17 protein-coding genes are annotated in these 18,721 nt (G+C 53.5%); 4 read left to right on the forward strand and 13 right to left on the reverse strand.

The features are described 5' to 3' along the window. Positions 1-2 precede the first annotated feature (2 nt). The 11 genes from lpxD to rpsB all read right to left on the reverse strand — a co-directional run bounded on the left by lpxD (position 3) and on the right by rpsB (position 11,954). Complete coding sequence (gene lpxD, locus EDC52_RS17040; RefSeq protein ID WP_131867072.1) at positions 3-1,025, reverse strand: UDP-3-O-(3-hydroxymyristoyl)glucosamine N-acyltransferase; 1,023 nt, start codon at positions 1,023-1,025, stop codon at positions 3-5. A gap of 3 nt (positions 1,026-1,028) precedes the next feature. Beyond that, on the reverse strand, positions 1,029-1,526 hold the full coding sequence (gene skp, locus EDC52_RS17045) for a molecular chaperone Skp (RefSeq protein ID WP_131867074.1): 498 nt from the start codon (positions 1,524-1,526) through the stop codon (positions 1,029-1,031). 144 nt (positions 1,527-1,670) lie between these two features. After that, positions 1,671-4,097 (reverse strand): outer membrane protein assembly factor BamA, encoded by a 2,427-nt coding sequence (gene bamA, locus EDC52_RS17050; RefSeq protein WP_131867076.1) that lies wholly within the window; start codon positions 4,095-4,097, stop codon positions 1,671-1,673. Positions 4,098-4,133: 36 nt separating this feature from the next. Beyond that, on the reverse strand, positions 4,134-5,489 hold the full coding sequence (gene rseP, locus EDC52_RS17055; protein WP_131867078.1) for a sigma E protease regulator RseP: 1,356 nt from the start codon (positions 5,487-5,489) through the stop codon (positions 4,134-4,136). 18 nt (positions 5,490-5,507) lie between these two features. Beyond that, a complete protein-coding gene (cdsA, locus tag EDC52_RS17060) occupies positions 5,508-6,365 on the reverse strand; it encodes a phosphatidate cytidylyltransferase (RefSeq protein WP_131867080.1) in 858 nt (285 codons plus the stop codon). Between the two features lie 9 nt (positions 6,366-6,374). Then, positions 6,375-7,136, reverse strand: a complete 762-nt coding sequence (ispU, locus tag EDC52_RS17065) for a (2E,6E)-farnesyl-diphosphate-specific ditrans,polycis-undecaprenyl-diphosphate synthase (RefSeq protein ID WP_131867082.1) — start codon at positions 7,134-7,136, stop codon at positions 6,375-6,377. A 198-nt stretch (positions 7,137-7,334) separates the two neighbouring features. Beyond that, positions 7,335-8,531 (reverse strand): 1-deoxy-D-xylulose-5-phosphate reductoisomerase, encoded by a 1,197-nt coding sequence (gene ispC, locus EDC52_RS17070; protein ID WP_131867084.1) that lies wholly within the window; start codon positions 8,529-8,531, stop codon positions 7,335-7,337. A gap of 151 nt (positions 8,532-8,682) precedes the next feature. Further along, complete coding sequence (gene frr / locus EDC52_RS17075; RefSeq protein ID WP_131867086.1) at positions 8,683-9,240, reverse strand: ribosome recycling factor; 558 nt, start codon at positions 9,238-9,240, stop codon at positions 8,683-8,685. Between the two features lie 141 nt (positions 9,241-9,381). Beyond that, on the reverse strand, positions 9,382-10,107 hold the full coding sequence (gene pyrH / locus EDC52_RS17080; protein ID WP_131867088.1) for a UMP kinase: 726 nt from the start codon (positions 10,105-10,107) through the stop codon (positions 9,382-9,384). A 146-nt stretch (positions 10,108-10,253) separates the two neighbouring features. Beyond that, entirely contained in the window at positions 10,254-11,111 is an 858-nt protein-coding gene (gene tsf, locus EDC52_RS17085) for a translation elongation factor Ts (protein WP_131867090.1), read from the reverse strand. A gap of 117 nt (positions 11,112-11,228) precedes the next feature. Further along, positions 11,229-11,954 carry a 30S ribosomal protein S2 gene (gene rpsB / locus EDC52_RS17090; RefSeq protein ID WP_131867092.1) on the reverse strand — a complete coding sequence of 242 codons (726 nt, stop codon included), beginning with the start codon at positions 11,952-11,954 and terminating at the stop codon, positions 11,229-11,231. 341 nt (positions 11,955-12,295) lie between these two features. Between rpsB and map the strand changes: the two genes are divergently transcribed. From map to EDC52_RS17110, 4 genes are all read left to right on the forward strand, one after another. Further along, positions 12,296-13,090 carry a type I methionyl aminopeptidase gene (gene map / locus EDC52_RS17095; protein ID WP_131867094.1) on the forward strand — a complete coding sequence of 265 codons (795 nt, stop codon included), beginning with the start codon at positions 12,296-12,298 and terminating at the stop codon, positions 13,088-13,090. 192 nt (positions 13,091-13,282) lie between these two features. Continuing rightward, entirely contained in the window at positions 13,283-15,958 is a 2,676-nt protein-coding gene (glnD, locus tag EDC52_RS17100) for a bifunctional uridylyltransferase/uridylyl-removing protein GlnD (RefSeq protein ID WP_131867096.1), read from the forward strand. 51 nt (positions 15,959-16,009) lie between these two features. Next, positions 16,010-16,834 carry a 2,3,4,5-tetrahydropyridine-2,6-dicarboxylate N-succinyltransferase gene (gene dapD, locus EDC52_RS17105; protein ID WP_131867098.1) on the forward strand — a complete coding sequence of 275 codons (825 nt, stop codon included), beginning with the start codon at positions 16,010-16,012 and terminating at the stop codon, positions 16,832-16,834. A 132-nt stretch (positions 16,835-16,966) separates the two neighbouring features. Further along, entirely contained in the window at positions 16,967-17,359 is a 393-nt protein-coding gene (locus EDC52_RS17110; RefSeq protein WP_131867099.1) for a DUF3461 family protein, read from the forward strand. 87 nt (positions 17,360-17,446) lie between these two features. On the opposite strand, the gene EDC52_RS17115 is transcribed toward EDC52_RS17110, so the two are convergent. Continuing rightward, positions 17,447-17,899, reverse strand: a complete 453-nt coding sequence (locus tag EDC52_RS17115; protein ID WP_131867101.1) for a flavodoxin — start codon at positions 17,897-17,899, stop codon at positions 17,447-17,449. 74 nt (positions 17,900-17,973) lie between these two features. Then, the gene (gene truC, locus EDC52_RS17120) at positions 17,974-18,705 is read right to left on the reverse strand and encodes a tRNA pseudouridine(65) synthase TruC (RefSeq protein WP_131867103.1); all 732 of its coding nucleotides are present in this window, start codon (positions 18,703-18,705) and stop codon (positions 17,974-17,976) included. Positions 18,706-18,721 lie beyond the last annotated feature (16 nt).

Genomic DNA, 18,721 nt, shown 5'->3' on the forward strand with positions numbered 1-18,721 from the left:
GATTATTTTTTTTCTAATTTTCGCTCGATAGCTTTCACTCGCCTGCTCATTTCATTGATATTCATCACTAGAGCTGCGGTTTTACGCCATACTTTATTCGGTTGCAATGGGATGCCGGAGGAATAAACGCCTGGTTCAGTAATTGGCCTCATGACCATACCCATACCGGTAACTGTGACCTTATCGCAGATTTCCATATGGCCATTAATTACGCTAGCCCCGCCAATCATGCAGTAACGGCCAATCTTCAAGCTGCCCGCCATGATGACGCCACCGGCCACCGCAGTGTTGTCGCCGATCACAACGTTATGGGCGATCTGGCATTGGTTATCAATAATAACGCCATTGCCGATCAGGGTATCGTTGAGCGCTCCGCGGTCAATAGTGGTACAGGCACCAATTTCAACCCGATCGCCAATGTCGACCGTGCCGAGCTGAGGGATCTTAATCCAATTACCGCGATCGTTGGCATAGCCAAAACCATCAGCACCAATCACGGTACCGGACTGGATCAGGCACTGGGCACCGATACGAACTTCATGATAAATGGTTACGTTGGCCCACAAGCGTGTACCGGTGCCGATAGTGGCATTTTTACCGACGAAACAGCCGGGACCGATGATAACATCGTCAGCCAGCTCCACGCCGGATTCTATCACCGCGTTGGCGCCGATGGCCACACGATGACCGATTCTGGCCTCGGGTGAAACCACGGCGGACGGGGCGATATCCACCGCCGGTAACGGCGTGGTATCCATCAACTGCGCCATACGGGCGTAAGTAAGGTATGGATTCTTGACCACCAGCGCGGCGCTGGTGCAGTGCGGCAGGTCATCAGCTGAAAGTACCACTGCGCCAGCCTCGCAGGACGACAGCTTTTCACGAAAGCGGCTATCGGCCAGGAAAGTAATTTGGTCCGCCCGGGCGGCACCCATGGAAGCAATGCCGGTGATGACGAGTTCGCCATCACCGTGCAATTGTGCATCCAACTGCTGCGCTAAATCAGCCAGTCGAATTGAAGGCATGGATTATTTAACCTGTTTCAGCACATCGGCGGTAATATCCTTGCCGCTTGAAGCATAAGCGACGGCGTTGGCATCGATGACGACGTCATAGCCTTCTTTACTGGCCACGCTTTTAACAGCATCCTGAATACGGCTGAGGATCTTGTTGCGTTCTTCCATCTGACGGCGGCGATTGTCTTGCTCAAAAGCTTGTGCCTTGGTAGAGAACTGCTCACGCTGAGCCATCACGTTCTTTTCAAGGGTATCGCGGTCGGCTTTCTTCATGGTGGAGCCATCACGCTGCAGGCGGGACATTTTGGTTTGCAGGTCACGTTCCATAGACTGCAGTTCGGTCGCACGGCCTTTGAACTCATTTTCGAGTTGCTTGGCGACGACAGCGCGCTGCGGTGATTGCTGGAAAATGCTGGAGACATTGACTACAGCGATTTTGTCAGCAGCCTGGACACTGGTGGAAGCAGCCATTACTAATCCGAGGCCCGCGGCATAGAACCACTTTTTCACTATAAACTCCTTAACATCACAATTGTGTTTTGGAACATGTGTTAGCAAGGCAGTGACAGTAACATCAGACGGCGGGGAGCCCGCAATCGGATACATCCTGAACTGTTCACTGCCTGCTTGGATTACGCAGACAATGGCGCAATATTACCACGTTTTACCAATATTGAACTGGAACTGCTCTGACTTGTCGCCGTCAAATTTCTTGACCGGCTGAGCATAAGAGAAGACCAGCGGCCCCAACGGAGACATCCACTGCAGGGAGATCCCGCTTGAAACACGAATGTTGCCTGGATCACTGTAATCAGGCACACCCGCTCCACGCGTCTGCGCGGTATTCTGCCATGAGGTGTCCCACACGGTACCGGCATCAATGAAGAAGGAGGTACGGACCGAGTTAGCGTACTTGGCGCTGAGGAAAGGCGTCGGTACGATAAGTTCCGCACTGACGACCGCCATGGCATTACCGCCCACTGCATCGTCAGAATTATCCAAGGGACAGGAGTCGTACGATTTATCCCCTGCTTTACACCGGTAGTAAGCAGCTTTAGGACCAATGGTGTTGGACTGGAAGCCACGCACCGTACTTGAACCGCCGGCATAGAAGTTGTCGTAGAACGGCACCTCTTTGCCACCCAGTCCGTCGGCATAGCCAGCGCGCCCGCGGCCCATCAATACCCAATTGCCGCTATCGCTCAGCGGAACGTAGGTGCTGGTATCGAAATTCAGTTTGTAGTACTCGTTATCGGAGCCTGGAATGGTGACTTTCCCGCTCAGGCTGGAACGCGTACCTGACGTCGGGAAGTATCCGCGGTCAAGATTGTTGTAGTTCCATCCCAGCGTCAGGAAGAAATCATCGGCGCTGAAATCCGCATCCGCGTCTTTTTTATTATCGGTCACGACTTTCGGATCGACGCCATTAGCGTAAAGATAGCGCCACATGGCAACCTGGGGATCCATATCCGACAGATCGTTATGTACGTAATCCAGACCCAGTCGCAACGAGTTGGTTTCGCTTATCGGGAAACCAAGCGTAGTGCCCAGACCATAGCTGCGGTTGGTATAATCAGACAGGTCGGCATTATCAGCCTGGAAGTCATTATAGAATATACGTCCGCCAAGGCTTACGCCATCCACCGTAAAATACGGGTCGGTAAGCGAGAGCTCCGCATACGTCTGGTAGTCATTCTTGGTCCCGGTAAAGCCGACTGAATTACCGGTACCCAACCAGTTATCCTGCTGGATGCCGAATTGGAAGCTGACGCCGCTTTCAGTACCGAAACCGACACCGAAGTTGATGCTGCCGGTGTTACGTTCTTTAACCTTGTAGGTGACATCGACCTGATCGGCTGCGCCTGGAACGCGCTGTGTTTCCACATCGACCGTTTCAAAATAGCCCAGGCGATTGAGACGTTCCTTGCCCTGATCAACCAGGTTACTGCCAAGCCAAGCCCCTTCCATCTGACGCATTTCTCGGCGCAGGACCGAATCCTTGGTGACGTCATTGCCTTCGAAACGAACGTGACGCACATAGAAACGGTTGCCGGCATCGACATTGACCCGTAGTTTGACTGTTTTGTCAGCATCGTTGATATCGGGCTGGGTGACTACGCGCGGATAAGCATAGCCGTAACGACCCAGCAATTGCTTGATATCGTTTTCCATCTTGGTGACTTTGGCGCCGCTGTACAATTCACCGGGTTTAACGCGCGCCAGGCTGTCGATTTCAGCTGAATGACCCGCCAGGTTGCCGTTGACCATGTTACCGGAAAGGGTGTATTTGGCGCCTTCGGTGATATTGAGGGTGATATAGATACCCTTTTTGTCCGGCGTCAGGCTGACTTGGGTAGAATCGATACTAAACCGAGCATAGCCGCGATCCAGATAAAAACTGCGCAGGGTTTCAAGATCGCCCGCCAGCTTCTGTTTCTGGTATTTGCGATCTCCGACGACATTCCACCATGGCACTTCATCGCGCAGCTGGAAGCGGGAAATCAGCTCATCGGTACTGAAGGCATGATTCCCGACAATATTGATTTGCTGGATTTTTGCCGACATACCTTCGGTAAAGACCAGCTTCAAATCAACACGGTTGCGCGGCAGCGGCGTAACGACGGCCTTGACTGATGCGCTGTATTTACCGACGCTGTAATAAAAATCCTCCAGCCCTTTTTCGATATTGGATATCGTGGTGCGGTCTAACGCTTCCCCGACCCTGACACCAGAGGCTTCAAGATTGTCCTTGAGCATTTCTTCCTTTACCGCTTTATTGCCGGAAAAGGTGATGCTGGCTATAGTGGGGCGCTCCTTGACCTGAACGACCAGTGAATCTCCGTCGCGTAGTACCCGGACATCTTCAAAGTTTCCGGTAGCAAACAAGGCGCGGATGGTATTACCGATATCCTCATTGCTGGCCGTGTCGCCGACACGTACCGGCATGCTGAGTAACGCCGCACCGACGGCGACCCGTTGCAGTCCTTCGAAATGAATGTCCTTCACTACGAACCCGTCTGCACCGTAAACGGTGGCGCTGCTAAGAAGCAGCGACGCTATGAGCAACTTTTTCATCGCCATCGTGGTTATGCGTTCTTCCTAACATAATCCCCGGCTCTAAAGCCGGGAGAAATCATTGAAAAGGGCAAGTCCCATTAATAACACCAGCAAAATCGAGCCAATGCGATAACTGAACTCCTGCACTCGTTCGGAAACCGGCCCTCCCTTAAGCTTTTCTATCGCCAGGAAGAGCAAGTGACCCCCGTCTAACACCGGCAGCGGAAAAAGATTGATGATACCCAAGTTGACGCTTATCAGCGCCAGAAACATCAGATAATAAATCAATCCATATTCCGCTGACATTCCTGCACCCTGGGCGATGGAAATCGGCCCGCTCAGGTTATTCAGCTTGACATCGCCGACTACCAGCTTTCCCAACATACTGACGGTTAACTTCATCAGTTGCCACGTTTTGTCACTGGCCTGGTAAACCGCCGAGACCGGACCGTACTGGCGAATCGTTTTATATTCTTCAGGCAGCGGTATGATTTTAGGGACCACACCGGCAAATCCTTCGGTTACCCCCCGGCCCGCTGATTTCTCGTCAGGCACAAGATCGACGCTTCGCATTTCTCCCTGTCGCTCAACTTCAAGCGGCAGCGTTTTACCCGGATTATCGCGCACCTGCATCACAAATGTCTGCCAGCGCTCAAGCGGCTGACCATCGACTTTAACGATCCTGTCGCCAGCTTGCAAACCCGCTTTTTGTGCCGCCGAGTCCGGCTGGACCTCTGCAAGCACCGGATCTATCTGCGGTCCACGAGGGATAATCCCAAGTGCAACAACAGGATCCTGTTTATCAGGCTCGAAATTCCAGTCCCGCAAATCCAGCTTTTTTATTTCTGTCCGCGAAGCGCCAAATTGCGCTACGCCGATGTCAGTCTGCTCATCGCCGATTTTACCAATCAGCGCCAGCCGGACGGCATCCCAGTCAGGCGTTTCGATACCGCCAACGGACTTAAGTTCCATTCCTGGTAAAATTTCAGCTTGGGAAACGACAGAACCTGGAGTCACTTCGCCGATAACCGGACGGAAGCTAGGCACCCCGATGAGAAACACCAGCCAGTAAGCAAAAACGGCAAAGATAAAGTTGGCCAGCGGACCGGCGCTGATGATGGCGGCTCGTTGCCAGACCGGCTTGTGGTTGAAAGCTTCATGCCGGCGCTCTGGCGGAACGCTGTCAACGCGTTCATCCAGCATTTTTACATATCCGCCAAGAGGAATGGCGGCAATAACGTATTCGGTGCCGTGCCTGTCGTGACGACGCCACAGCGCCTTGCCGAACCCGATGGAGAAGCGCTCAACCGTCACGCCACAACGCCTGGCGACCCAGAAATGACCGAACTCATGGACCGTAATGAGTATCCCAAGAGCGATGATGAATGCAGCGAGACTCCAGATAAAATGCAGCATTAAGCTTAGCGTCCCGTATTATATTGCATTGAAAACCAGCAGGATCAGACAGGCGAATACCGGAACGGCGGCGGTGAGACTATCGATACGGTCCAGAATGCCGCCGTGGCCGGGAATCAGATGACCGCTGTCCTTGATACCCCCTTCGCGTTTGAACATGCTTTCGGTCAGGTCGCCCAGGACTGAAGAAAGTGCGGCAATCACAGAACAGACCAGCAGGCTCAGCGGCGCTGCATCCAGCGGTGCATATTTACCGAACAGCCAGGAAATGACGGCCGAGGTGACCAGCCCGCCAATAAGCCCTTCCCAGGTTTTTCCCGGAGAGACCTTAGGGGCCAGTTTATGCCTGCCCAAGGCTCTGCCGAACATATAAGCGCCGGTATCCGCTCCCCAGACCAGCAGCATGACGTACAGCAGCCACCAGGCACCGGTAAAATGGTTAAGATCATAGTGGTGTTGACGCAGCGTGACCATGCCCCAGAAGAACGGCACGATGGTCAGGATACCGAATATCAGCCTTAAAGGCCTTGAATTGCGCCACAGTGCGGCCGAACCGGGATAACCCAGCACCAGCACCAGGGCGGCCAGCCACCAGGCCAGAGAGGCCCACAGCACGGATTTGACCTGCCATAGCGTAGCGTAGGGCCGATAGGCTGGAAGAGTAAACATCATCAACGCCAGCAGCAAACCACAGAGAATAGCCAGCCAAATGCGCTGACTGCGGCTACCGAGCCCCGACAGCTGGCCCCATTCCCAGGCGGCAAGCATGCAGATAGCGAGCGTCACCAGTGCAAAACCCACCGGCGGCAGGAGAAACAGGGCGGCGATGACAATTGGTATTAATATACAGGCAGTAATCAGGCGATACTTCAGCAAAAAATCCCCCTAGGACGCGTTGGCATCATGAGGTGTTGTTCCACCGAAGCGCCGCTCGCGTTGAGCAAAAGCATTCAGCGCACCTTCAAAAACGACTTCATCAAAATCCGGCCACAGCACATCGGTGAAATACAGTTCAGCATAAGCTATCTGCCATAACAGGAAATTACTGATGCGATGCTCTCCGCCGGTGCGGATCACCAGATCCACCGGTGCCAGTTCACTGAGGCACACATGCCGGCACAGGTCGTCTTCGTCTATCTCATCCGGACGGAGATCTCCTTCCTGCACTTTTTCTGCAATGCGCCTTACTCCCTGAATAATATCCCAACGCCCGCCATAATTCGCGGCAATATTCAGGGTCAACCCGTCATTATTTGCAGTTAGTTCTTCCGAACGACGAATTCTCTCCTGAAGCCGGCTACCGAAGCGGTGAATATCGCCAATAATCTTCAGGCGAACATTATGCTTGTGCAGGCTTTTGATCTCGCTGTCCAGCGCCCTGACAAACAATTCCATCAGTGCAGACACTTCCTGCATCGGACGATTCCAGTTCTCGCTGCTGAATGCATACAGTGTCAAGGCATCGAAGTGATGGCCCACGGCAAAGCTGACGGCGCGTCTCACTGACTTTACGCCAGCCTTATGACCGAATATCCGCAGTTTTCCCCGGCTTTTCGCCCATCGACCATTGCCATCCATAATGATAGCCACATGCCGTGGTGTAGATGATGGCAATATATTAGCCTCTTGCTGATTATCGGACGACATAACGCTTACGCAATTCCTCAATAAGAATAGATCCGTCTTTGGGCAACAGATGGCCCGAACGCGCAAAAAAGCCGTGCAGGCACACGGCTCACTCCATAAATCACTACGTTTAGCGAGCCAGCGTGGTGATGGGTGGCGCTGACTATATCATTTCGGTCGCCATGGAACAAATCACGACGCTTAAGCATTCAGTGCCAGTTAGTGCATGAAATAACGGCTTTCATTAACTGCAAATTCACGAGCATCCCGATCGATAGCCAGGACGTCGCCGACGGAATGGGGTTCGCTCAGACTCATTCTTTCCATCACTGCCCGATTCACTGCGGCAATGTCGGTAAAGCCAATCTCTGACCGCAGGAAAGCCGCTACCGAGACTTCATTGGCTGCATTCAACGCCGTGGTTGCCGCCTGTCCCGCCTCGCTTGCCTGCATCGCCAGCGCCAGGCACGGATAGCGCTGATAATCCGGCTGCTCGAAACTGAGCGGCCCCGCCCGATAGAAATCCAGCGGTTCAACGCCTGAAACAATGCGTCGCGGATACGCCATCGCATGAGCAATCGGCGTACGCATATCCGGTGCCCCCATCTGGGCCAGCACGCTGCCATCAAGATAGCGCACCATGGAGTGTATAACCGACTGCGGATGCAGTATCACTTCCATTTGCTCTGCGGATGCATTGAACAGCCAGCGGGCTTCAATATATTCCAGACCTTTATTCATCATGGTGGCAGAATCCACTGAAATCTTCCGCCCCATCGACCAGTTAGGGTGAGCGCAAGCCTGGTCCGGCGTCATGGCGGACAGCAGTGACAGGTCGACGGTGCGAAAAGGACCGCCTGACCCGGTCAGGATGATGCGTGATACGCCGTGCTCGTGAAGTGAAGCATGGCCTAAATCCAGCTGAACCCGCTCAGGTAAACTCTGAAAAATGGCGTTATGCTCACTGTCCACCGGTAACAGCCTGGCATTACTTTGCCGGGCTTCATTCATGAAAATCCGGCCACAGGTTACCAGAGACTCTTTATTAGCCAGCAGAACCGTTTTACCTGCGCGCAGCGCCGACATGGTCGGCAAAAGCCCGGCCGCACCGACAATGGCCGCCATCACCAGGTCAACGTCGCTCAGCGCGGCGAGTTCACACGCTGCCTCTTCACCGGAAAGCACTTCAGTAGACAGTCCCGCCTGGCGTAGATGGACCTTCAGTTGGCGGGCCGCATTCTCATCAGCCATACAGGCATAATCAGGACGGAAAGACAGGCATTGTTCGACCATCAGATCGACATTTTTCCCGGCAACCAGGGCGCGCACGGCAAATTGTTGCGGATTTTGTCTGATTACGGCCAGGGTATTGGTTCCGATCGAACCGGTCGAACCTAGAATCGTCAAATACTTCATGGGATACCCGGAAGCCATCATGTAATGGGGTTAAGCCCTGTAGTCTGAAACGTTGGACTGGGTTTGTCCATGACGGCTGCTACAAAAAAAAAGCCGCAGCGGCTGTCAATCCCTCGGGATTGTCCGCTACGGCATGCCGAAGCCAGGATGGTCAGATTTCCATCAACTCGGCTTCTTTGTCCGCCAGGGCAGCGTCGACTTTCTTGATATAGAGATCAGTCAACTTCTGAATATCGTCCTGGGAGCGACGATCTTCATCTTCACTGATTTCTTTATCCTTAAGCAATGCTTTAACTTTATCATTAGCGTCACGGCGTACGTTTCGAACCGATACCTTGCCCTGCTCTGCCTCGGCGCGGACCACTTTGATCAGATCGCGGCGGCGTTCTTCTGTCAGCGGCGGCAGCGGCACACGGATAACGGTGCCGGCTGAAGAAGGGTTGAGGCCGAGATCCGAGGCCAGGATGGCCTTTTCTACTGCCGGGCTCAGCGAACGGTCGAACACCGTGATAGCCAGGGTGCGAGAATCTTCAGCGACCACGTTAGCCAACTGGCGCAGCGGCGTTGCTGTACCGTAGTATTCAATCTGGATACCATCGAGCAGGCTCGGCGAGGCGCGGCCAGTACGGATTTTGCTGATGTGGTTTTTGAATGCTTCCACGCATTTATCCATGCGCACTTCAGCATCTTTGCGGATTTCATTAATCACGTTGCGAACCCTTGAAAACTGGTTATCCGGGCGGGCTTAAGCTGTCGCCAAGCCCGTGATAGTCAAAACCAGCCGCAGCTGGTCCTTTGGCGTTTATAGTGCCGCGGGTGCGGCATGATACAGTATTCTAACGGATAACCGTTATTTTGTAATCAGCGTGCCTTCTTTCTCACCCATTACCACACGACGCAGTGCGCCCGGCTTGTTCATGTTGAACACGCGAATGGGAAGATTATGGTCGCGGGCCAGAGTAAACGCCGCCAGGTCCATGACCTTGAGCTCCTGTTCCAGCACGTCCTGATAGCTGATTTTTTCATAAAGCGTGGCGTCGGGATGCTTAACCGGGTCGGCGGAAAATACGCCATCAACCTTGGTTGCCTTCAGCACCACGTCGGCTTCAATTTCAATACCCCGCAGGCAGGCAGCCGAGTCGGTAGTAAAAAACGGATTGCCGGTACCGGCGGAGAAGATGACTACCCGGTTATTACGGAGCAGGCTTATAGCTTCAGCCCAGCTGTAGTTGTCACACACGCCGTTCAGTGGAATCGCAGACATCAGTCGGGCATTCACATAGGCACGATGCAGCGCATCACGCATCGCCAGACCATTCATTACGGTCGCCAGCATCCCCATATGGTCGCCAACTACACGATTCATGCCTGCCTGAGCCAGGCCTGCGCCGCGGAATAGATTACCGCCCCCAATAACCACTCCGACCTGAATTCCCAGCTCGACCAGCTCTTTGACTTCCTGAGCCATACGATCCAAAACACTCGCGTCGATACCAAAACCTTCTGCGCCTTGCAGAGCTTCACCGCTCAGTTTGAGCAGGATACGCTGATATACGGGTTTTGCGTTGGTAGCCATTTGGTTTGTTCCTAAAGCAGCGATAACGGGATGGACGGAGACAATTTTTTACGTCACCGGCTCTGCGATGGAGCGCGGGAAAATCGCCTGATATTCATACTGGCTTGATAAAAAGGAACCGCCAGGTGGCGGTTCCAAATACGACATTAAGACTGCTTGCTCATTGCGGCAACTTCTGCAGCAAAATCAACTTCAGCTTTCTCGATGCCTTCACCCACTTCAAAACGGATGAAATTGATAACGTTGGCATTGCTTTCGCTCAGCAGCTGACCTACGGTTTTGCTCGGGTCCATCACGAAGTGCTGGCCGGTCAGAGAGATCTCGCCGGTGAACTTGCGCATACGACCTTCAACCATTTTTTCAGCGATTTCACGCGGCTTGCCGGACTGCATGGCGATATCCAACTGGATCTGGTGCTCGCGGGCTACAACGTCAGCAGGGACATCTTCGGCATTTACGTATTCAGGCTTGCTGGCGGCGATGTGCATGGCAACATGCTTGACCAGTTCTTCGTCAGCACCGCTGGCGGCAACCATGACGCCGATACGCGCGCCGTGCAGATAGCTGCCCAGCACGTCGCCTTCAAGCACACCGATGCGGCGGATATTGATGTTTTCACCAATTTTTGCCACCAGAGCGGTACGCTTTTCTTCAAATTTCGCTTTCAGCTCTTCTACGTCAGTGATGCGGGCTTCAAGCGCTGCGCTAATCACTTCGTCGCCGAAGGCTTTAAAACCGGCGTCTTTAGCCACGAAATCAGTTTCGCAGTTCAGTTCGACGATAACACCGTATTTTCCGTCCTGAGCGATTTTGGTCAGGATGATGCCTTCAGCGGCAACACGGCCGGCTTTCTTGGCGGCTTTCGCCTGGCCGGATTTGCGCATGTTATCGATAGCCAGCTCGATATCACCCTGAGCTTCGACCAGGGCTTTTTTACATTCCATCATGCCTGCGCCAGTACGTTCGCGCAGTTCTTTTACCAGGGCAGCGGTAATATCAGCCATTATCTTTTCCTCGTTATCCCGCGTCGGGGATAGGTAAAAAAGAGGGCCTGATGACAGGCCCTCTAACCAACATATTTAAAACTTGGTTAATAAGGGCTCTAAATTGAGCATGCCTTATTATTCAGCTTCCACAAAGCTTTCTTCAGCCTGTTCAACCAAATCCTGCGAGCGGCCTTCGCGAACAGCGGTGGACACAGCGGTCAGATACAGGTTGATGGCACGGATGGCATCGTCGTTACCAGGGATGATGAAGTCCACGCCGTCCGGATCAGAGTTGGTATCAACGATAGAGAATACCGGGATGCCCAGGTTGTTGGCTTCTTTGATAGCGATGTGCTCGTGCTCGGCATCGATAACAAACAGCGCGTCAGGCAGGCCGCCCATATCTTTAATACCACCCAGGCTGTTTTCCAGCTTGGCCAGTTCGCGAGTACGCATCAGCGCCTCTTTCTTGGTCAGCTTTTCGAAAGTACCGTCCTGAGACTGGATTTCCAGATCTTTCAAACGCTTGATGGACTGACGAACCGTTTTCCAGTTGGTCAACATGCCACCTAACCAGCGATGGTTAACGAAGAATTGATCACAGCTGTTCGCTGCTTCTTTTACCGCTTCGCTTGCTGCACGCTTGGTGCCGACAAACAGGATTTTGCCTTTGCGTGAGGCGATTTTGTTCAGTTCAGCCAGAGCGTCATTGAACATCGGAACCGTCTGCTCGAGGTTGATGATGTGAACTTTATTACGCGAACCGAAGATGAAAGGCTTCATTTTCGGGTTCCAGTAACGGGTTTGGTGTCCGAAATGCACACCGGCCTTGAGCATGTCACGCATGGAAACAGTTGCCATGATTAAACCTCTAAGTAAGTTTGGGGTTATGCCTCCACGTATCCCATACAGCCGACCCTGCCTGTGACCAGGCCAAAGCACCCCGGAGTATGTGCCGATACGTGTGTGTAATAACACATTTGAGTTTAGTTTAACTGACCGAGACAGCTGACAGAATCATACTATGCCGATCGTCGGCGCGCTTTATACCATAATACGCGAAAGGACTCCACCTTTAGTTGTCCGCGCATGGCGCAACCAAATGATAATTTGGCAGGGGAATGCAGGGCTGATACCATTAACGCACTATATGAATCTTATCATTTTACTTGTCGGATTTCGTGCCGACTGTGGATCTATTCATGGCCATTCCAATCAAAACAGCAGAAGATATTGCAAAAATGCGCGTCGCCGGCCGTCTTGCCGCCGAAGTGCTTGAAATGATCGAACCCTTTGTCGTGCCGGGGGTTACCACCGGTGAACTGGACCGCCTTTGCCATCGGCATATCACTGAAGTGCAGCATGCGGTTTCCGCCAGCCTCGGCTACCACGGTTTTCCCAAATCAGTCTGTATTTCGGTCAATGAAGTCGTTTGCCACGGTATCCCCAGCGACGATAAGAAGCTCAAGGACGGCGATATCGTCAATATTGACGTCACGGTGATTAAAGACGGCTTTCATGGCGATACGTCCAAAATGTTTATCGCCGGCAAGCCGACCATTCTTGGCGAGCGTCTTTGCCGGGTGACCAAAGACAGCTTGTACCTGGCAGTCAAAATGGTCAAACCCGGTATTCGTCTGCGTACACTGGGCAAAGCGATACAGCAGTTTGTCGAAGCCGAGAATTTCTCCGTGGTGCGCGAATACTGCGGACACGGCATTGGAGCCGGCTTCCACGAAGATCCCCAGGTGCTGCATTACGATGCCGATGATGGCGGCGTTGTCCTCCAGCCAGGCATGGCTTTTACCATCGAACCGATGGTGAATACCGGTGATTTTCGCATTCGCACCATGAAGGATGGCTGGACGGTGAAAACCAAGGATCGCAGCCTGTCGGCACAGTATGAACACACCATCGTCGTCACCGAGGATGGCTGTGAGATCATGACGTTGCGCAGCGATGATCAGTTGCCGACGGTTATTACGCACAAAGACTGAGTATGCGGAGCGTCAGCCTCATGCGGCGGGTGACGCTAAACTACTTCGTCCAGATGCGGGTCGGGCCGGACGGGGCCTGGACCGGGAATCATACCGGTTTTTTCACCACTCCCCGCTGGTACCAAGATTCTATGCTGTCCTTGCCGGATAGTCCGTTGACACCGGTCGGGGCCGCCTGCAGCCAGGTCCTATATGCCGGATAAGATCCTTCAGTACACTGCGGTACCCGCTGATATGCCTGTCCCGCCGAAACCGGCTTCCCCGTTCACCTGGCCTGACGAGGCCTTCAACCGCGCCTACCTCAAAAGCCGTCTGGATGACTTTCAGTCATGGATGGGTGAGGCGTTTTCTGCCGGTGTTTCTGCGGAAACCCTGCTTGATGCCCGCACGCTGTATATTGACCAGCTGCTCCGGCAGCTCTGGCGCCTGCACGGTTTCGATGAGGCGCCTGAAACCGCACTGGTGGCGGTAGGTGGCTACGGGCGCGGTGAACTGCATCCGCTGTCTGATATTGATGTACTGGTCCTGAGCCAGGACCCGCTTACTCCGCCACAGGCACAGCACATCAGCGAGTTGCTGACCCTGCTGTGGGATTTGAAGCTGGATGTGGGGCATAGCGTGCGCAGCATTGACGAATGCCTGCGCGAAGGACTTGCCGATCTGACCGTTGCCACCAACCTGATTGAATCCCGCCTTATCTGCGGAGATGTGGCACTGTTTCTTAAATTGCAGAAGTGCCTGTTCAATGATGAATTCTGGCCCTCAAGCGATTTCTTCAGCGCCAAAATTGCCGAACAGAACGAACGCCACCAGCGCTATCATGGAACCAGCTATAACCTGGAACCCGATATTAAAAGCAGTCCTGGCGGCCTGCGCGATATTCATACCCTGCTGTGGGTCGCCCACCGTCACTTCGGTGCGACGTCCCTTGATGAAATGGTCGGCTTTGGTTTCCTGACCGTAGCTGAACGCGATGAACTCAACGAATGCCAGAGCTTCCTCTGGCGTATCCGCTTTGCGCTGCATAGGGTGCTCAACCGATACGATAACCGCCTGCTGTTCGATCGCCAGCAGAGTGTGGCCCAATTGTTGCGTTATAAAGGCCAGGGCAACCTGCCGGTTGAAAGGATGATGAAGGATTTCTTCCGGGTAACGCGCCGGATAGGCGAGCTAAACCAGATGCTGCTGCAGCTGTTTGATGAAGCGATTCTGGCGCTAACGCCGGAAGAAAAACCCCAGCCGCTGGACGACGATTTCCAATTACGCGGCGATATGATTGATTTGCGTGATGAAACGCTGTTTGATCGTCAGCCTGAAGCCATTATGCGCATGTTCAGCAAGATGGTGCAGAATCAGCAGATTGTCGGCATATACTCGGCCACTCTGCGACAGCTGCGTCATGCCAGACGGCATCTCGGTGAACCACTTTGCAACAATCCACGAGCGCGCAGTCTGTTCATGGATATCCTCCGGCATCCGGGGGCGGTGCGGCATGCGCTGTTGCCTATGCATCGCCACAGTGTGCTCTGGGCCTATATGCCCCAGTGGAGCAATATTGTCGGCCAGATGCAGTTCGACCTGTTCCATGCCTATACCGTTGATGAACATACTATCCGCGTGCTGCTGAAGATTGAAAGCTTCGCCGACGATCGCCAGCGTCCCCAGCACCCGCTGTGCGTAGAGTTATGGCCCCGACTGGAACAGCAGCACCTGCTGTTGCTGGCTGCGCTGTTCCATGATATCGCCAAGGGCCGTGGCGGCGATCATTCCGAACTTGGCGCCATCGACGCGCTGGAATTTGCTCGCCTGCATGGATTAAGCAGCAGCGAAGCCCAATTAGTTTCCTGGCTGGTGAAAGCCCATCTGATGATGTCGGTAACGGCCCAGCGCCGTGATATTCAGGATCCGACGGTAGTGGCCGATTTTGCCGCTGAAGTCCGCACTGAAAGCCGCCTGCATTATCTGCTTTGCCTGACGGTCGCCGATATCTGCGCCACCAATGAAACCCTGTGGAATAGCTGGAAACAAAGTCTGTTGCGCGAGCTGTTCTTCGCCACCGAAAAACAACTGCGCCGAGGCATGCGCTCATCCCCTGATCTTCGCAAACGGGTGCGCCACAACCGTGCCCAGGCGTTGGCGCTGCTGCGTATGGAAGATATTGATGAAGCGGCGCTGCAAGCGATCTGGACCCGCTGCCGGGCTGATTATTTCCTGCGTCATACGCCCAATCAGCTTGCCTGGCACGCGCGCCATTTGCTGAATCATGACTATGCCGAACCTCTGGTGCTTATCAGCCCCCAGGCGACGCGAGGCGGAACTGAAATATTTATCTGGAACCATGACCGGCCCTATCTGTTTGCCGCTGTCACCGGCGAACTGGACCGGCGCAATCTGAGCGTACATGATGCGCAGATATTCACCAATCGCGACGGCATGGCAATGGATACCTTCGTAGTGCTGGAGCCTGACGGCAGCCCGATAGCGCCTGATCGTCATCAGACTATCAGCCAGGCGCTGCTGCAGATTCTGCAGCCTGGCGAATATCAGCATCCCCGGGTACGCCGACCGTCACCCAAACTGCGCCATTTCAATGTCCCTACCGAAGTGGTATTTCTCGCCGCGCATACCGACAGGCGCAGCTACCTTGAACTGACGGCACTGGATCAGCCTGGGTTGCTGGCAAGGGTCAGCGAGGTGTTTGTGGATATGGGCATTTCCCTGCATGGTGCGCGCATATCGACTATTGGCGAGCGGGTAGAGGATCTGTTTATCCTGGCTGAAAAGGACCGCCGTGCCTTGAGCCCCGATACCCAGCAGGAATTAGAACGCCGTTTAACCGAGGCGCTCAACCCCAATGAAAAAATGTGATACAAATAGACTTTAATTAATTCATTTGCAGACAGACAGGACGAAGACAGGATGCAGCAATTACAGCAGATCATTGAAGACGCCTTCGAGCGTCGCGCAGACATTACGCCGGCTAATGTCGATACTATTACCCGCGAGGCGGTTAATGAAACCATCCGTCGCCTGGACAGCGGCCTGCTCCGCGTCGCGGAAAAAATAAATGGCCAGTGGGAAACGCATCAATGGTTAAAAAAAGCGGTATTGTTGTCATTCCGTATCAGCGATAACCAGGTTATGGAAGGCGCGGAAACGCGCTATTTCGACAAGGTGCCGATGAAATTCGCCGACTATGACGCCGCGCGATTCCAACGCGAAGGCTTCCGTGTCGTTCCGCCGGCCAGCGTTCGCCGGGGCGCCTTCATTGCGCGTAATACCGTGCTGATGCCTTCCTACGTCAATATCGGCGCCTATGTCGATGAGGGCACCATGGTCGACACCTGGGCAACGGTAGGGTCGTGTGCGCAGATCGGTAAAAATGTACACCTGTCCGGCGGGGTCGGCATCGGCGGCGTATTAGAACCACTGCAGGCCAACCCGACTATTATTGAAGATAACTGTTTTGTCGGTGCCCGTTCCGAAGTAGTCGAAGGGGTGGTGGTTGAAGAAGGGTCGGTGATCTCGATGGGCGTATTTATTGGCCAGAGCACCAAGATCTATGATCGCGAAACCGGCGAAGTGCACTATGGACGCGTTCCGGCAGGCTCGGTGGTGGTCTCCGGCAACCTGCCGTCGAAAGATGGACGCTACAGCCTGTATTGCGCAGTTATTGTCAAAAAGGTCGATGCCAAGACCCGCGGCAAGGTAGGTATTAATGAGTTATTACGTACCATAGACTAAGATCCATCAGGTCGGGTGCGGTTTCTTCTGCAGAATGCCCCGCGATTTCAGTTGTTAATCACATTATATGACGCCATCTGGCGTCATAATCATACCCAGACCCAGGGAATGACACTCAAGAGGTGGAGCAATATGTACGATAACCTGAAAAGCCTAGGCGTTAATCATCCGGACGACATCGATCGCTACAGTCTCCGTCAGGAAGCCAATAATGACATCCTAAAGATCTATTTTCGCCGTGATAAAGGGGAATTCTTCGCTAAAAGCGTCAAATTCAAATACCCGCGGCAACGCAAGACCGTGGTATCGGACAATGCCTCTGAAGGCTATCGTGAAATTAATGAAATAAGTCCAAATCTGCGCTATGTCATTGATGAACTAGACCAGCTTTGCCATCGCGATCAGACCGAAGTCGATCTCAAACACAAAATCCTTGAAGATCTGCGCCACCTTGAAAGCGTGGTATCCAACAAGATCACCGAGATCGAAGCCGATTTGGAAAAACTGACCCAGAAAAAACAGTAATTTTTGCCGGTCGCAACAATTCGCCCTGGTTACACCCTGAGCGGGCGTATACCAGGTCATATTGAGCCGCCTTCAGCTTTAATAAGCTCAAGCTTTAATAAGCTGAGCCCATTGTTCTAGCCAGGGACAGGCGACGACTTCAGGCTCAGGATGCTCCATCGCATCTATCTGAAGTACTTCACCCACTCGGCTGGCCCCCTGCTCCTTCAGCAGTGCGTCAAATCGCTGCCCAGCGCCGCAGAAATAATCATAGCTGCTGTCTCCCAGCGCAATGACTCCATAATGCAACGCAGGCTGGTGCCCTACCTTTTCCTTGATCCCCTCATACAGCGGCACGATATTGTCTGGCAAATTACCCTGGCCGGTAGTAGAAGTGATAACGAGGGCATAATGTTCGCTAAACAGCAGCCAGTCGGCCAGATGAGGATCTTCGAACAGGGTCACATCATGTCCCTGCTCTTTGAGAATGGTTTCCGCCTCTTCCCCGACCATAAGCGCATTGCCGTAAACCGTGCCGATGAAAATCCCTATTTGTGCCATGGTATCAAATCTCTGTGGTTGGTTTAGATGAAGTTTGCCTTATCCTGACCTGATGCAAGCCCAAACTCAACCCTTCATAATGCAGGTGAAATCGCCTGCCAGCCGAAGCGAGTCATCACACTCTGCCAGTGATCATCCCAGGGGGCGTTGAGTTCCAGCGGTTGACCCGTGACCGGATGTTGAAGATTCATACGGCTGGCGTGCAGCATGAGTCGCTGGGGGCCAAACTGCTCGGCAAATCCTCGATTTTGCTTTAAATCGCCATGGGTGGAGTCGCCGATGATCGGATGGCGCAGATGGGACATATGGCGGCGCAGTTGATGCTTACGCCCGGTCTGGGGGGATAACGACATCAGACTGTAGCGTGAGGTCGGGTAACGGCCGATAGCCACAGGCATTTCAACCTGGGCCAGAGTACGGTAATGGCTGATGGCCGGCTGAGGCGCTTTATCCGGCTGAGCGAATTTATCGGCTATTTTATCCAGTTCCTGGGTGAGGGCATAATCAATGGTGCCTTCCCCTTCCATATAGCCACGGACTACGGCGTGATAGCCTTTATTGATGTGATGGTTTTCAAACTGCGCCGAAAGGGTCCGTGCCACCTCGCTCGATAGCGCCAGCAGCAGCAATCCGGAGGTCGGCCGATCGAGTCGATGTACGGTGAAAACATGCTGGCCGATCATGTCTCTGACGGTTTGCATCACCACGATTTTTTCCTGGCGATCAAGCCAGCTCCGATGAACCAGCCAGCCTGCAGGTTTATTCACCGCAATGATGTGCTCATCTTGATAACAAATTGTGATCATATTAAGTAAAATGCGC

Origin of the sequence: Biostraticola tofi (genome assembly GCF_004343195.1) — a bacterium.
Classification (GTDB): domain Bacteria; phylum Pseudomonadota; class Gammaproteobacteria; order Enterobacterales; family Enterobacteriaceae; genus Biostraticola; species Biostraticola tofi.

Coding starts and splice junctions, on each gene's coding strand:
- rpsB (WP_131867092.1), bottom strand. CDS start 11,954: ATGGCAACTGTTTCCATGCGTGACATGCTCAAGGCCGGTGTGCATTTC.
- truC (WP_131867103.1), bottom strand. CDS start 18,705: ATGATCACAATTTGTTATCAAGATGAGCACATCATTGCGGTGAATAAA.
- pyrH (WP_131867088.1), bottom strand. CDS start 10,107: ATGGCTACCAACGCAAAACCCGTATATCAGCGTATCCTGCTCAAACTG.
- dapD (WP_131867098.1), top strand. CDS start 16,010: ATGCAGCAATTACAGCAGATCATTGAAGACGCCTTCGAGCGTCGCGCA.
- bamA (WP_131867076.1), bottom strand. CDS start 4,097: ATGGCGATGAAAAAGTTGCTCATAGCGTCGCTGCTTCTTAGCAGCGCC.
- rseP (WP_131867078.1), bottom strand. CDS start 5,489: ATGCTGCATTTTATCTGGAGTCTCGCTGCATTCATCATCGCTCTTGGG.
- tsf (WP_131867090.1), bottom strand. CDS start 11,111: ATGGCTGATATTACCGCTGCCCTGGTAAAAGAACTGCGCGAACGTACT.
- map (WP_131867094.1), top strand. CDS start 12,296: ATGGCCATTCCAATCAAAACAGCAGAAGATATTGCAAAAATGCGCGTC.
- glnD (WP_131867096.1), top strand. CDS start 13,283: ATGCCGGATAAGATCCTTCAGTACACTGCGGTACCCGCTGATATGCCT.
- EDC52_RS17110 (WP_131867099.1), top strand. CDS start 16,967: ATGTACGATAACCTGAAAAGCCTAGGCGTTAATCATCCGGACGACATC.
- ispC (WP_131867084.1), bottom strand. CDS start 8,531: ATGAAGTATTTGACGATTCTAGGTTCGACCGGTTCGATCGGAACCAAT.
- lpxD (WP_131867072.1), bottom strand. CDS start 1,025: ATGCCTTCAATTCGACTGGCTGATTTAGCGCAGCAGTTGGATGCACAA.
- ispU (WP_131867082.1), bottom strand. CDS start 7,136: ATGTCGTCCGATAATCAGCAAGAGGCTAATATATTGCCATCATCTACA.
- EDC52_RS17115 (WP_131867101.1), bottom strand. CDS start 17,899: ATGGCACAAATAGGGATTTTCATCGGCACGGTTTACGGCAATGCGCTT.